16 protein-coding genes and 2 pseudogenes are annotated in these 13,495 nt (G+C 61.1%); 10 read left to right on the top strand and 8 right to left on the bottom strand.

The features are described 5' to 3' along the window. Positions 1 to 24: 24 nt before the first annotated feature. Entirely contained in the window at positions 25 to 438 is a 414-nt protein-coding gene (locus tag DX912_RS17330; RefSeq protein ID WP_233433637.1) for a site-specific integrase, read from the bottom strand. 905 nt (positions 439 to 1,343) lie between these two features. Here DX912_RS17330 and DX912_RS17325 point away from each other — a divergent pair. The 4 genes and pseudogenes from DX912_RS17325 to DX912_RS17305 form a co-directional block, all read left to right on the top strand. Next, positions 1,344 to 1,760: pseudogene (locus tag DX912_RS17325) on the top strand (IS110 family RNA-guided transposase); the annotation flags it as partial. A gap of 355 nt (positions 1,761 to 2,115) precedes the next feature. Next, the gene (locus DX912_RS17320) at positions 2,116 to 2,298 is read left to right on the top strand and encodes a DUF3606 domain-containing protein (RefSeq protein ID WP_115844713.1); all 183 of its coding nucleotides are present in this window, start codon (positions 2,116 to 2,118) and stop codon (positions 2,296 to 2,298) included. Beyond that, the gene (locus DX912_RS18815; RefSeq protein ID WP_115844769.1) at positions 2,237 to 2,401 is read left to right on the top strand and encodes a DUF3606 domain-containing protein; all 165 of its coding nucleotides are present in this window, start codon (positions 2,237 to 2,239) and stop codon (positions 2,399 to 2,401) included. The genes DX912_RS17320 and DX912_RS18815 overlap by 62 nt, the downstream gene beginning before the upstream one ends. 806 nt (positions 2,402 to 3,207) lie before the next feature. Then, on the top strand, positions 3,208 to 3,567 hold the full coding sequence (locus DX912_RS17305; protein ID WP_115844709.1) for a response regulator: 360 nt from the start codon (positions 3,208 to 3,210) through the stop codon (positions 3,565 to 3,567). Between the two features lie 376 nt (positions 3,568 to 3,943). Here the strand turns inward: DX912_RS17305 and DX912_RS17295 are convergent, their stop codons facing one another. After that, a complete protein-coding gene (locus DX912_RS17295) occupies positions 3,944 to 4,165 on the bottom strand; it encodes a hypothetical protein (RefSeq protein WP_147298673.1) in 222 nt (73 codons plus the stop codon). 493 nt (positions 4,166 to 4,658) lie between these two features. On the opposite strand from DX912_RS17295, the gene DX912_RS17290 reads away from it, so the two are divergent. After that, positions 4,659 to 4,871 carry a hypothetical protein gene (locus tag DX912_RS17290; RefSeq protein WP_147298672.1) on the top strand — a complete coding sequence of 71 codons (213 nt, stop codon included), beginning with the start codon at positions 4,659 to 4,661 and terminating at the stop codon, positions 4,869 to 4,871. Between the two features lie 22 nt (positions 4,872 to 4,893). Further along, entirely contained in the window at positions 4,894 to 5,292 is a 399-nt protein-coding gene (locus DX912_RS18240; RefSeq protein WP_147298671.1) for a hypothetical protein, read from the top strand. 200 nt (positions 5,293 to 5,492) lie between these two features. On the opposite strand, the pseudogene DX912_RS17280 reads toward DX912_RS18240, so the two are convergent. Beyond that, positions 5,493 to 5,726, bottom strand: a pseudogene (locus tag DX912_RS17280) (IS30 family transposase); the annotation flags it as partial. 376 nt (positions 5,727 to 6,102) lie between these two features. After that, positions 6,103 to 6,453, bottom strand: a complete 351-nt coding sequence (locus tag DX912_RS17275) for a transposase (protein WP_198173790.1) — start codon at positions 6,451 to 6,453, stop codon at positions 6,103 to 6,105. 232 nt (positions 6,454 to 6,685) lie between these two features. Between DX912_RS17275 and DX912_RS17270 the strand changes: the two genes are divergently transcribed. Continuing rightward, positions 6,686 to 7,045, top strand: a complete 360-nt coding sequence (locus DX912_RS17270; protein ID WP_181902886.1) for a response regulator — start codon at positions 6,686 to 6,688, stop codon at positions 7,043 to 7,045. Positions 7,046 to 7,048: 3 nt separating this feature from the next. Here the strand turns inward: DX912_RS17270 and DX912_RS17265 are convergent, their stop codons facing one another. The 4 genes from DX912_RS17265 to DX912_RS17250 all read right to left on the bottom strand — a co-directional run bounded on the left by DX912_RS17265 (position 7,049) and on the right by DX912_RS17250 (position 9,889). Then, positions 7,049 to 8,164: a sensor histidine kinase gene (locus DX912_RS17265; RefSeq protein ID WP_115844699.1), complete on the bottom strand. Its 1,116-nt coding sequence runs from the start codon at positions 8,162 to 8,164 to the stop codon at positions 7,049 to 7,051. A gap of 168 nt (positions 8,165 to 8,332) precedes the next feature. Next, positions 8,333 to 8,545: a hypothetical protein gene (locus DX912_RS17260; protein WP_115844697.1), complete on the bottom strand. Its 213-nt coding sequence runs from the start codon at positions 8,543 to 8,545 to the stop codon at positions 8,333 to 8,335. A gap of 233 nt (positions 8,546 to 8,778) precedes the next feature. Further along, complete coding sequence (locus tag DX912_RS17255) at positions 8,779 to 9,171, bottom strand: hypothetical protein (protein WP_115844695.1); 393 nt, start codon at positions 9,169 to 9,171, stop codon at positions 8,779 to 8,781. Positions 9,172 to 9,196: 25 nt separating this feature from the next. Then, positions 9,197 to 9,889, bottom strand: a complete 693-nt coding sequence (locus DX912_RS17250; RefSeq protein WP_115844693.1) for an SOUL family heme-binding protein — start codon at positions 9,887 to 9,889, stop codon at positions 9,197 to 9,199. 960 nt (positions 9,890 to 10,849) lie between these two features. Between DX912_RS17250 and DX912_RS17245 the strand changes: the two genes are divergently transcribed. From DX912_RS17245 to DX912_RS18470, 3 genes are all read left to right on the top strand, one after another. Next, positions 10,850 to 11,293: a fasciclin domain-containing protein gene (locus DX912_RS17245; RefSeq protein WP_115844691.1), complete on the top strand. Its 444-nt coding sequence runs from the start codon at positions 10,850 to 10,852 to the stop codon at positions 11,291 to 11,293. Positions 11,294 to 12,133: 840 nt separating this feature from the next. Further along, a complete protein-coding gene (locus tag DX912_RS17240) occupies positions 12,134 to 12,460 on the top strand; it encodes a hypothetical protein (protein ID WP_115844689.1) in 327 nt (108 codons plus the stop codon). Between the two features lie 416 nt (positions 12,461 to 12,876). Further along, positions 12,877 to 13,083: a hypothetical protein gene (locus DX912_RS18470; RefSeq protein ID WP_115844685.1), complete on the top strand. Its 207-nt coding sequence runs from the start codon at positions 12,877 to 12,879 to the stop codon at positions 13,081 to 13,083. Positions 13,084 to 13,495 lie beyond the last annotated feature (412 nt).

Here is a 13,495-nt window from a genome sequence, read left to right as displayed (position 1 = left end):
TCATGCTCTCGCTGCTATGGCCCATTAGCGCCTGCACCTGCTGCAGCGTCCATCCCGATTCCTGCAACAGCGCACCGCCCAGGCTCCGTGGAAGGTCGGCGGGTTGTCGCCGACAATTTCCGCTTCGTCACGGGCATCTGCGAACGCGCGCGACAGCTGCTCGGGTAGAACCTGCATGTGATGCGTGCGCGCCTTCGCGCGCTTGTCCTGCGGCCGTGCCTTATCCGGCAGCCGGTGCACCACGAACGGCGACACGACGGCGTCCCGTGCACGCGCCAGCACGGCCTCCAGCTCGGGGCCGATGGCGATCTGCAGGCGGACCCCGCTGGTACCCTCGGTCTTCGACGGCACGACCCACAGCGAGCCCGCCCGCGCATCGGAAAAGCTCAGGCTGACCACGTCCTCGCGCCGCAGCAGCGTCAGCAGGGACAGGTCCATCGCGACCTGCACCCACGCCGGCGCCTTCGCCCAGATCTTCCGGTAGTCCTCGACCGTGAGGCGTGCGCGCCTGCGCTCGTGCGTGAACTTGCGCGTGGCCGGACTGAAGGGACACCCGGACGTTCGTCAGCGCTGACTTGCCGACCGACCGCAAGCCGCTATCCGCAATCATCCGTTCGACTTCTTCGATGCCTCGCGAAGTCATCCCGAAGCGGGCATAGATCTCCTCTCTCTCGGCGGCAGACGGGCCGCCGAGCTCTCTCTGAAGGTTCATTAGTGCCTCCTAATCGCCCGCAACGAGGCACCGCCAAGAGGTGCCCGTGCCTCGTCCGGTCAGGACTTGACAGTGGGGTTGGGGAGGGGGAGAGTGTCGACAGCGGCTCGTAACGTCGCCGACCCCGAGAACCCGCGAGCTCGAATCTCGCGGGTTTTCGCTTTCCGGCTCCCATCAAATGGAGTCCGGCAATTGCTTACGTCATGGGGCACCTCCCAAATGCGCGCGCAGATACGCGCTGACGTCGCTGGCGTGGGCAAACCACCCGCGCCTTCCCGGAAGTCTGAACAAGGCTATCGGCAATCTTCCGGTTGCATGAGCGCGGCGCAGGCTCGCCGGACTGTTGAAGCCCAGCAAACGTGACAGGTCCTTTACTTGGACTAAGCCGCCATAGCGGGCCGCGATCCAAGAAGCGGAGAGATCTTCATCCAAGGCGGTTGGTTCGCTCACGGATCGCCCAGTAGCGTCCAGTCCACCGGGACGTTACGCTCCATTGAGCTAGGCCGCACCCAAAGAATGCCTCTATTTAGAATCGCAATTCCTTGGAGAGCACATGGGCGAGTTGTACGAATCCCTGAGTGCGTTAGAAGCGAAGCAGGAGGGGCGTCGGGGTCCGCTTCCGCGCGAGGCCATCGCGCAGAACGATCCGGACGCGCGCAGGTTGCAGCAGCTACGAGGCGTTGGCCCGATGATTGCCACCGCGCTGGTGGCTGCGGTGGGCGATGCACGGCAATTCGCCAATGGCCGTCAACCGTCAGCGTCGCTAGGGCTGACACCGCGTCAACACAGTTCCGGCGGCAAGGAGCGATTGCTGGGCATCAGCAAACGCGGCGATGCCTATCTGCGCTCGCTGCTGGTGCATGGCGCGCGGGCGATGCTGCGAACGGCCAGGGGCAAAGAGGACCGACTCAGCCGATGGGCATGCCGGCTGGCCGAACGGTCACACCCGAACGTCGCCTGCGTGGCCTTGGCCAACAAAACTGCACGCATGGCCTGGGCCATGCTGCGCAACGGCACCGACTATCAACCGGACCTGGCTGCCGCCTGACGCCTAGGCGAGCCCCCACAGATTGCGAGCAACCTGCAGATGGCAAACCGCTCGGACCGGCGTCGGCAAACCTCTAAATGTCCTGGTGCGCAAGCACGTGTTAGCGATTGGGAGCCGGCGCGCGAATAGCCCATCAAGGCCCAGCATCGAAGCGATGCAGCAGTCCGAGGCCGGATATACGTGCGCAGTCGACTAGGGCGCCGAACGCGGAATGCTTGCAGCCAGAGGAGGAGTCCATATACGGACATTCGGCCTGGTTGGCGCCGCACAGACGCCGCCGCTGGCGGCTCGCTTCAAGCCAGGACCATCACAGGGTGGTGGCGTAAGGTGAGGCTCCCCAGCTAGGTGAAGCCCGATGACAGACGATCCCAGGAACCGCGGAGAGCCCGACCGCTCCCGCATCAACTTAAACGAAGAGCACGAGGTTCGTTACTGGACCAAGGCCCTGGACGCCACCGAGGCGGAGCTTCGCGCCGCTGTGGAGGCAGTGGGTCCTACGGCCGACAAGGTCCGCGAGTACTTCCAGCGGCGCCGGTAGCTGGATCAAGGAACTGGGCGCCAGCGAGGAGCGCCTCCGCGAGGCTGTTCAAGAAGTAGGCACATCTGCCGATGAGGTTCGGGAATTCCTAGCCAGGCTGTGACCGTCCTCCGCGGGAGGGGGCGACTTCTAGTACCCAGCGCCCGCGGGCGTCTTCGTGCCATCGGCCGGACCTAATGCTCTGTCCGACCGCATCTTCCATTTCGACGAAGCGCCCTGACCTGCCTGGACCTGCCGGCGGCCCATCCAGTACGAATCGCATGACTGGATGATCTGGTACCCTCGCCCAGACGAAGGCTTCCCAAAGACGCTGCTTCTCCTCATAAGAAAGGGCGTGATAGGCCGTAGGGTCCAGGAAGGAAGCAAACGCTTCCCCAGCTCTCGGATCTTCTTGGTCTCTCATCGGCCAATCCCTGTTTGGCTGACGTCAAGCTTGCGCTCGGGCGAGGCGGGCGCTGGGAGCAACGCTCGATTTGTGCGTGAAGTCCAGCCCGGCTTCTACAAGCCAGGCGTTGCGAGCCCGTGGCAGTGCAGTATTTCGTCTACGGCGGTTCGAATCTCATCCGGATCTTCCGCTCGACTAATCATTGGCCCGACGTAACACGTGACCGCCGCCAGGACGTCGTCTTGCGGCACCGCCCGAATGATCACCGGCACCAACGCATCAAACGCTTCAAGATCATGTTCGTCGGCGTCCGACATAACCTTTCTCCCGTGCCTTGGGAACTGAAAATTGTCCGCGACGATCGTTAAACGTGGGTCAAAACATGGCGTCGCCCCACTCGCGTACGCTCACCAATACCTACACTTCAGCCCGGCTGCACGTGTGCATGACCGTTGAGGCTCTAGCGTACCGATCTCACGGGTGCAATTTTCAGGTGGCACAAGATCGCCACGTGAGGGAGGGGAATGCGAATTCTGTTTGTTGAGGACGAAGCTGACACCCGGCTACTTGTGGGCCAGGGGCTTCGAATCCACGGCTTCAGTGTGCGCTTTGCCGAGGATGGAGTGGCGGCGATGCGAGCTCTTCAGGAAGAGCAATACGACGCCGTGGTTACGGATGTGAGCATGCCGAATGGCGTTAGCGGCATCGAGGTTGCCCAAGAGGTTCTTCGGCTTGACCCGGTGGCGCCTGTCCTCATTGTGTCGGGCTACGCCCGCAGTCAACTTCCGTCGTTGCCGGAAGGCACACGGTACCTGGCGAAACCCTATCGGTTCGCCGAGCTCGTCTTAGTACTACGGGAAATGATCAGCGGGCGAATCTCGTAAATGAATCTACGAGGCGCGCCGGCCGGTGCCACCCGGGCACCACGCGCCTGCTAGGCCCGCGATCTCCCCGGAGGCGTATCAAATTGTAGGCTTCGATCAGTCCGGCTCCAGCTCTCGCGCGCATAGATCCTAACGTCGGACCAGCGCAGCTTGTCCGCATGGGCACTCGTCTTCCAGCCCAACATCAGGTGTGGCTCCACTTCGTCCCAGTCCAATGCGGGGAGTTGAGCTCGCGCTAACCGGCCCAGTTCCTCCGCGAATACCTGCTCGCCCTCCGATACGGTAGCCATGGCTTGATCCTCGGTGGGGACTAGACCATACACCCTGCGGATGCTCACCGTGTCGGAGCGTTGTTAGAGGTCCGTTCCTACTTGCTTCACTCGCGCGGAATGCGCGCTCGCAGGATGTCGAGCTCGAAGATCAACCTGCGTCTGTGAGCTGTGAGCTGCTCACGCTCGTCGTCAGCGAGCTGCATCTGTTCCCAGCTTTCAGCAAGCGCTACTAGCCGGGTACGAAGTTCATCGTAGAACTCCGCGTCGCCGCCCGTCTTGGCGAGGAATCTCAAATTCTCGATTGCCAATCGTTGTTCGCCGTACATACCCCCCCCAACCGCTGGGCTTCTACGGGTCGGAGTGTGAAGGGACCACAGTACGCCCTTACCCGCCCGCACGTCGTGAGCAGCGCGCCGCTGATCGCGCGAAACGGACCGCGGCGCGTGCTGCGGTGGCAAAACCTCTCCACGACCGCAGGGCGAAACCCGACGCCGTCGTTCAGCTCGCGCCGCTGCCAGCACCGAAGAAGGAAGCGCCGAGGAGACCGTCGAGCAGTGGATGGCCCGTACTGGGAACACACCGCAGGTGCTTCCATCGGCGCCGTCTCGAAGCCGCTCGGCTTCATCCCCTTCAACAACAGCGCGAAGAGGGCGGCATGAATCAGCACCTGTTCCCTCGCCCGCCGCGGCGAATGAAGCAGCCGCGAGAAGACCAGCTGCGAGACCTACTCCGCGATGCCGCCGAAACGATCGAGAGGCAGGCGCGGGAAATCGAGCACCTTCGGCGCCCGTGGTGGCGCCGCCTACTCTGGAGAGCCGCATGAACCAGATCGATCAGCACGCAACACTCCGCGCGGCGCACGCCGCTGGCGCCCGCATCCAGGTCTGGCGCCTGCGCGACTACACCGACAGTTCCGCAGACGGCGAGTGGGGGACGCTAGCCGACACGGCGCAGTTCACCTGCCCTGCCCACCTACATCGAGTACATCCGGATGATCAGCCGCGCGCTCAGATCTCTTCGGTCGACGTGTAAGTCGATCTGGATCCGCCAACCCATGAGCGTTGTGGTCAAAACGCGTCACGCCGACGGCAGCAACTTCCATCGCTGCGCCGAGCCCCTCATTCCAGTCTGCAAATACTCCGAGATCGATGTGACGATTGTCGTTGACAAACTGCAGGCTAAAGCGCCAAGCCGAGGCATCCCGGCGGTCGGCTTCAACCACGTAGTCCGCGAACCCGTGATGTCCAAGCAGACGGATCAGCCAGATGTCAGGGTACTCAGAGGGTTCCATGCTCAGTCCTCCTCCCTTGGAAGGAATCGAACGTCCGGCTGGGCGAGTAAGACGAATGTCTTCCCGCGCACAGGCATTCCTGCAGGATGGGCGCCCGACCGGATGCGGCGCGTGACGGAGGAACCGGAAGCCCCGCAGTTTGAAGGACGCGCCTCAGCATGAAGCTCCTGGCTGCGCACGCCTGGATCGAGAAGTACTTCGCGCCGGAGAGCCGGCCGGCGGAAATCACCCTTATGCGGGCTGCGCAACGGCAAGGTGCCGGGCCGGAAGGTCGGCGGCACGTGGTACGTCGACGAGCACGCTTGGCTTGCCGACGGTGACGAGCTGGTGCAGCGTGTTCTGGACGAGGCGAGCTGAAGATCATGATGGGACGCACGAGAACAGCGACGTCGCCGTCGCCCGCCGCCGCGCCCAGCACCGCGGGCCTGGATGAAGAGCGTGCGGTAGATCGTCTCGTGTGACACCTGGCCGTTCGCGTCGTCGGGATGGATGCGCTTGAGCCATCCGGCGATCTGCTGCGGAGACCAGCGCTGTTGCAGCTTGGCCGCGACCTGTCGCGCCACGGCTCGGTGCCGGGCCAGCTTACAAGTCTTCGGGTGTAGCAGATCCTTGTCCGGTACTTCATATGCAACACTCCTGCTGCCGAAGCAGCCTTCAGTGTGTTGCATCGACCGGTTGAAACCGCAGTCGAAAGCCGACATTAGCATCCGATGCAGCGTCCGCACTGCCCCAATGTCCGTATATGGACTCCTCCTATGGCTGAAAGCATCCCGCATTCGGCGCCCTAGTCGCCTGCGCACGTATATCCGGCCTCGGACTGCTGCATCGCTCCGATGCTGAGCCTTGATGGGCTATTCGCGCGCCGGCTCCGAATCGCTAACACGTGCTTGCGCACCTTGGGTTTACCGACGCCGGTCCGCCCGGTTTTTTCATCTGCAGGTTACTCGCAATCTGTGGGGGCTCTCCTAGGCGTCAGGCGGCAGCCAAGTCCGGTCGATAGTCGGTGCCGTTGCGCAGCATGGCCCAGGCCATGCGTGCAGTTTTGTTGGCCAAGGCTACGCAGGCGACGTTCGGGTGTGACCGTTCGGCCAGCTGGCATGCCCATCGGCTGAGTCGGTCCTCTTTGCCCCTTGCCGTTCGCAGCATCGCCCGCGCGCCATACACCAGCAGCGAGCGCAGATAAGCATCGCCGCGTTTGCTGATGCCCAGCAATCGCTCCTTGCCACCGGAACTGTGTTGACGCGGTGTCAGGCCGAGCGACGCTGACAGTTGACGGCCATTGGCGAACTGCCGCGCCCACTGCAGCCACCAGCGCGGTGGCAATCATCGGCCAACACCTCGTAGCTGCTGCAACCTGCGCGCGTGCGGATCGTTCTGCGCGATGGCCGCGATGTCCGTGTCGAGTTCGGCGACGCGTTCATCCAAGCCACGTACGTCATGCCCTTCGTGGGACGGTGAAGAGCCTCCTCGACGAACGAGCTATAAGCTGAGGCTACTTCGACCAGTTGCTCACACTGCCTGTGGGAGTGTCGAATGTCCCACTGGGGGCAGAGGCATGCAGATTCTACTCGTCGAGGATGACAAGGAAGTCGCGGAGAGCGTTGCGGACGCGCTCGCTGTCCTTGGACACTCTGTAAGCCATGCATCTTCGGTTGTTGAAGCTCTCAAGCTTATCGATGTGACCTGCCCCAATGCCGCGGTGCTAGATGTGGACCTTGGCGGCGGCACCAGCGCGGATGTGGCATCCGTTCTGAATGAGAGATCGATCCCGTTTGTCGTTGCCACTGGGCAAGCTAAAGCAGATACGCCGCTCGAGATGTTAGGTAAACCGCACCTGCGCAAGCCATATCTAATAGATGACCTTGAGCGGGCCCTGGATCTGGCTTGCCCAGGGGTCGGCAGCATTGGGCGCTGAGAGTTAAGCTTGGAGCGGAATTCGAACGGTGAAGGTGGTCTTCCCTCGCGCTGATTCGCCGACCACCTCGCCCCTATGCGCCTTCACGATCTCTCGGACAATGAAGAGGCCCAGGCCGAGGCTCGTACGTTCGCCGCTTGTCGCCGGCTGCAGGCCTCGTCGTAGAGGGTTGAACAGTTCGTCCAGTGAGGCCGACGGGAGCGGGGCGCCGCGATTGCGTACCACGAGTTCAACGCCCTCTGCTGTTCGTGCTAGAGAAACCAGAATCGCTGACCCACTCTCGCCGTATTTGTAAGCATTGCTAACTAGGTTCGCTAGCACTTCGCGTAGGCGTGAGGCGTCAAAGCTGTCGCAAACGGGTCCCGAGGTGTAGAACCTGATCGTCGCTTCGGGAAGTGCTGTGCGCAGCAGGTCGATTTCTTCGCTAAGAACCTCACTGAGGCAGCATTCCGAGCGCACAATGCGCACTCCGACGCCAAGTTGGGTCCTGCTGTAGTCAAGAAGGTCGTCAAGCAGCTTGCTCATGCGCATCCCGCTGCGGACGATGCGTTGCGTCTGCTCGGAATAGGGGCCATCGCGCGTCATCCGAGACAGCAGGTCCGACGTTGTCACGATGACACTCAAGGGCGCGCGGAGATCGTGTCCGAGAACGCCGAGGAACACCTGGCGCCAAGACTCTGCTTCCTTCGAAAAATAGGAGACGGACTCTGAAATGGCCTGATCAATAGCTTCGTTGAATCGGATCATGTCGTCGAACGACTGCTTTGAAGGCTCATGCGCATCAATCCATAGTCGAAGCACTGCAGCTCTTAGAGCTCTGTACTCCGCAACCATTTGATTGATGTCGAAGCCGCCCTTAGCCCTCAACATGCCGTGGGTGCTTGCAGGGGTCCGAGGTCCGTCCAGCGCAGATGCCCGCCCTTCCGATTTAAGCAGCTGGGCCTCGGCGGATTGTTTCGTTCGCAGGTCTGCAACTACGGCCAACAGAATTTCCGGGATGTGATCCCTCAGCGCGGTTTCGTCTAGGTGCACTCCCTGAGGAGTCTGCGTTGCGGCGAAGGCCTGCGCCCCATCGGCAATTAGACAGACGTTTTGTTCGATGAAGTCGGCAAGACGCATTACGGACTCTCTCTCCGGGACCGGCTACCCTGACACGAGCGCGTGACGATCAGGTCTGCACTGATGAGCTCGCTTATGGGGTGAGACGTGCTCGGCAGGGAAGTTTGACGTGGCTGACCCCGTTGGTCGTCGAGTCGCAATGATCGGCGCATGATTGCCGCGACCTGCTTACTCAGCCAGGCGTCGCCACGACTCCTCAATCTTTTCTCGGAGCAACTGGCTTGCGCTAACCAAGCGGCTGGACTGGTCTGTTAGCTGGCGCGATTTCTGGCGGTGCCAGCTGAGGGCGTCGCGCTGTTCGGCGAGCTGAGCGAGCGCCTGCGCGAGCCGCGCCGCCGCGTCACGTTGGTTTTCTCGCTGCGAGTTCAGGGGCGCCGGCATCTGACCCTCCTGCGGGCAAGGTAGCCGGCCGAGCGTAAAAGCAGTGCAGAAGAATGATTGGCGTTCCGCAAGAGATGTCTGCTGACGGCCGGGCTCTGCCAGCCGCGGGAACGCAAGCCTGGCGGTCTGGCCGGCAACTGATCTTTTGTGCGGCAAACATCCAGGTGACGCGAGAGCCCAGCACTTAGCGCATCAGCATCCGCTAGCGCAGAAGGATGCGGTTTCGGCGAGGGTCATCGCAGGAACTCTAGGCCGTTGTAGCGCTCGCGCCAATCGCGCAGCGGCCTGGCGCGGAGACAACTATCCAAGGAGAACTGCTTCGCATTCCGAATGTCCGATGCCAAGAGTGCAACCAGGTTTGCACACTGCTGACGTAATTGTGTGTCGCTTTGCGTCACCTTTTTGACCGCGGCGAGGAGCTCTTCAAGGGTCAGCAAGTTCCCATCCGCGACTGGACTAAGCCCCTTTCGGAGCCTCATCGACACGCGGGCGAAGAGATGGCTCGCTTCATCGCGGTGCGACAAGAAAGGCAGTCCTTCGTTCTCGGCGCGCTGTAATGCCAAATCGTCCTCAGTGACCGGGCGTAGGAAACTTCGATCTCTCTTTTCATTCGTGAAGATTTGCATTTCAGTTCTCCGGAGCGTACTGCGGTTAGGCTTGGTTTGCGGCTTCACTGTCGCTGTTGCATGCCTCGTCGACCTTGGCCGAGACGACAATCTCCGTCTTCGAGTTCGCTACACGGACATGAACTTCATTCTTCTTGAGATAGGGAATGGCAAACGCCTGGTCGTAAGTTGCCCAGTACACCTGATCGTCTGCCGACCACCGTGACCCTGACAGTGCTTGCATTAGGTCACTCTTAGCAGCGGTGCGGCTCTCCTCCGTGTCGGCACCGCGGTATCCGAGTACGGCAACCAATGTTTCCGGCGATTCATGGACTCTTACCGTTGGATCGTCCGGTAGCGGCGCCTCCCCAGCGGCCAAGTTGTTGGAGAGGAAAAATGCAACTCTCCAGCCGTGCCTCTCGCGCATGCGTAAGGCACTGGGGAACATCGTGGACTCGTCGTCGCCCTGGTACGTCGGATAGGTCATCTCCATCTTCTCTAAGGCTTCGTTGTCACCGTAGATGTAATCCTCTAGCTTCTCGCGTGCGACACGCACCGCCGCGTCATGGCTTCCGTCCGCAGAGGTATGCACAAACAAGGCTGGGGCGTAGCGCCTGATCTCCACGGGGCCGACGAGGTCCTCCATTCGGTAGGCTGGCCTCGCGTCGAGTCGGATGCCGAAGAACCTCGGTATCGACTTGAGTACGTCTGTGAACAACGGGGCGGTTGCGCCGTTCATGATGATCTCCGTTCAGCCGTCGCCGCGGCATCGTCGGAAAACGAACCCGCAACTCGGCGGCGATGGGTGTGTGATGCAAATGGCCCGCAGCGCCAACGAATAGCAAACCCGACCGACATGGGGCGCTTGAGCTCAGGGAAGGTAGGAGCGGGGCGTGCTGTGCGGCCGGATAGCCAGTACGACGTTGCGCCGTAGTGCCATTGGAGAGTGCGCCAACTGTTGTTACTAACTCGTGACTTAAAGAAGCGGTCCGCGGTCTCTTCGGTCAGCGTGATGCTATCAATGGCCGGGCGCCGTGTTACGGCGTGGGTCGATCAATATGGAGGAACTTTCGGAAGGATTTGCGACGCAATGATGAGGATCGAAGGTTTGCAGTCATTCGGCTCGAATGTGGATGCGTGAATGCTAGCACTGGCCACCCGTCGCGCACGGGGTCTGGTAGCTGCGGTGGCCGATCCACCCTCAACGACCCAATCGCCTGCGTGACCTGTGATGCGAGCATTTCGATGAGCGTTCTCATGATTAGTGTCCTCAGCCCCGCGATTGGCTGTTCTGATTTGAGGTCACAGCCTTGGGGGCTAACACAACTGAGACGGAGCGATACATGCTCGCAACCTGCGACACTATGCGCTCATTCTGTTGAGTGAATGACGCGTCCAGGCATGACATTCATGCTGGGTACGCCACCAGCATGCGCGGTGATCCCTTCCTGCTGCTGAGTACAAGCCGCGGCGCGTGGCCAACGAGCACCGGTCCGCGACGAGGCTAGCTCACGCCCAACTCACGCTCAACGGCGCACGATCCTTGTGCATTGCGATGCAACGTCGCAACGGCCACTCAGCCGCGCTGCAATTCCACTCCTCCTCCGCACTGAGCCTCACTCGCCCCGCTTCGAGCGGGGTCTGGCTTCGGCCGCCCTGGATTCCGCAAAACAGCGGACCATATAAGAGGCAATCCTGTATGAACACCGTAACCAACATTCCCAACGGCAAGAATCTCGTCGACACCGCCGCCGCCAATGGGTCCTTCAGGACTTTTGGCAAGGCACTTGATGCCGCGGGCATGACCGAAACGCTGCGCGGCACGGGCCCTTTCACGGTGTTCGCACCGACGGATGCGGCATTTGAAAAGCTTCCGGCTGGCAAGCTGGAAAGTCTGTTCAAGCCCGAGAACAAGGAAGAACTCGTCTCGCTGCTGAACTATCATGTTGTCAGCGGCCGCAAGACCGCGGCCGACGTTGGCAAGTGGGACGCTGCCAGAACCGTCAACGGCCAGTCGGCCCCGATCATCCTGAAGGACGACCAGCTCAGCATTGATGGAGCGCTGATTACCTCTGCCGACATCGGGTCGAGCAATGGTCTGCTCCATGGGATCGATAAGGTCAACATTCCGACTAAGCAGTAACCGCCAGCGGGTGTCAACGGAACGGCGAGGGCTTCCCTCGCCGTTCTTCTGTACCCTCATCTTTCAGAGGTGAGCCGCGATTCAAGAGCGGCCAGAACGAGACTCGTACACTCCACTGACGGGAATGCAGCATGGCCGCTGCTGGTTCCACTGGATCTCGGCGCATGCGGCCTGGGCGAAGCCTCATACGGAAGAATGCTGTGACACCGAGGATTTTTCTACCACAGTTCACGCGCTGCAGATCGGGGCACACGACCCTTACGGAAGCCGATCGTTACGCATTGCTGATGAATGCGATCAATGGCGCGCTTGCCACTTCAGACATTTCCGAAGACGTCAGGACGCTAGCCAATGATCGTCTCACGCGCTGCCGCCAGGGAGCTGGAGGTCCACGTGGTCAGGGGGGGCGGCTGCAGCATCGCGCGCCAGCTCGCCACTACAGACAGTCAGAGCCCTGAAACCCCGCAGGGCGACCGTACCACTCCATGCCCCCGTGGCCATGTAGCAAACGCCTGCTCCTCCGTGCGGTGGTGCAGGTATTTCGGTAGGTCGCAGAAGCGTGCCGAACGTGGACTGGGTTCGTAGTTTGCGGAATCTCGCGGTGACCTGCTCGGCTTTGGGCGGTGCTCGTAACGACATGGTCACGAGAGTCAGAGCACACTGCAGACATCAGCAACTGTCCTGACCGAACTACTTCAGGGCACGCGCATGAAGCGCTCTGGGCCATAGGAACGGCCAAGCCTCACGGTTCTAGTCGAACGGACCATCGGCGAAGCTGAATAGTTCGCCGACGTTGCTTCGCCCCCACTGGCGTGCGATGGAGCTGCCACGAGAATTTCCATGAAGCCGGTAACTGCCAGCGCCTGCGTTCTGTTTGCGATCGCTATCGCAATTGAGACCGTCGTATGGATCACGTTTCTGAGGGGCTTGAAGTCGCGGCATCCTGAACAGTGGATGCACGCGGCTCAGCCCGCTCGCTGGCACGATCGCACCGTCCTGAGCGCGCGCAGCACGATGCTCTATCTGCTGACGCGAGAGTTTATGGGCAGCATAGACGAAGCTGGCGCCCGCTACTGCTCTCGCTATCGCGCGATCTTGCTCTTGGCGTACTGGTGCACGGTCGGGGCAGGCATCGCCGCTGTAGTGGCGCTCGCAGTCGAGAGCTGATACTCCGATGTCTTTCCGCGCGACTCCAGGCGATGTGACTGCGCAGATGCTGCGGGAGTGCGGACGCATCTACGTTACTGACGAGAAGCGATTCGCTCTACTCTCCAAGGATAGGCTGCTGCCGCGATTCAGGACGTCCAGGGCGGAAGGCAGGATGAGTCCGCCGGAGCTTCAGGTGATCGTTCGCGATCTCACACGGGAGGAGTTCGAGCAGGTATCGGCACGACTGCAAGCACTGGATGCCGATCGAAGCTACGAGGACTTCGCAATTGCTCAGATACGCCATCGCTCAAGGCATTGAAGACGGCGACAATGGGGTGGACGGTGGAGCTTTGCACTTACTTATTGGCGCGGGTTTGAGTTGCTGCTCGTCACAGTAGACAGCGCGAGTGAGTGCAGACTTTGTCCCGCAAGGAATGACCCCATTGATCAAGCTAGGCGACAACTGGATAAATCCCCGCCACATCGTCCACATGTCTGCCGTAGAGCCAACGGCTGACGGCGGCGGCAAGTTCACGATCATCTTCGTTAATGGCCACGAGTTCGCCGTTCGAATGACCGAGCTTGCGCAGGCTGTCTACGAGCAGGGGCTTATAGTTAAGTCGCTGGGGGGCAAGCCGTAGTGTATGACCGCATTATTCGGCGCATGTCCGGTCGCGTCTCTGGTCCGCTTCATCTCGGGTCGAAGCGACCGGAGCGAAACGGAGGCAACTCTATGAGGTGGGTAAACGCTGTTACTCTTCTGGGAGCGCCCAGGGTGACGCCTTGCGAAAATGCGCATGCGCGACATTGACGTCATCACCCATGTCCTTTGTTCCAGGTAGCCGGGTCGGACAGTTTCGCAAGTGGTGTTCGTCACCTGAGCCCTGATGATCACGGAGTTTGGTTTATCCGACACCTGCAAGCCCCTTCGAGGTTCGCCTGCAAGCTTCGGCCGGAGCTTTCCCGCTCGAGCTGGCATCGGACGTTGATTCGTCGCCAACTCTGATCACGATGACCGACAGTGCCATAGAGCTGGTGGCGGAGAAGCTAGGA

The sequence above is a fragment of the Lysobacter soli genome, assembly GCF_003382285.1.
In the GTDB taxonomy this organism is placed as follows: domain Bacteria; phylum Pseudomonadota; class Gammaproteobacteria; order Xanthomonadales; family Xanthomonadaceae; genus Lysobacter_J; species Lysobacter_J soli.
This window is presented reverse-complemented; position numbering and strand designations above follow the sequence as displayed.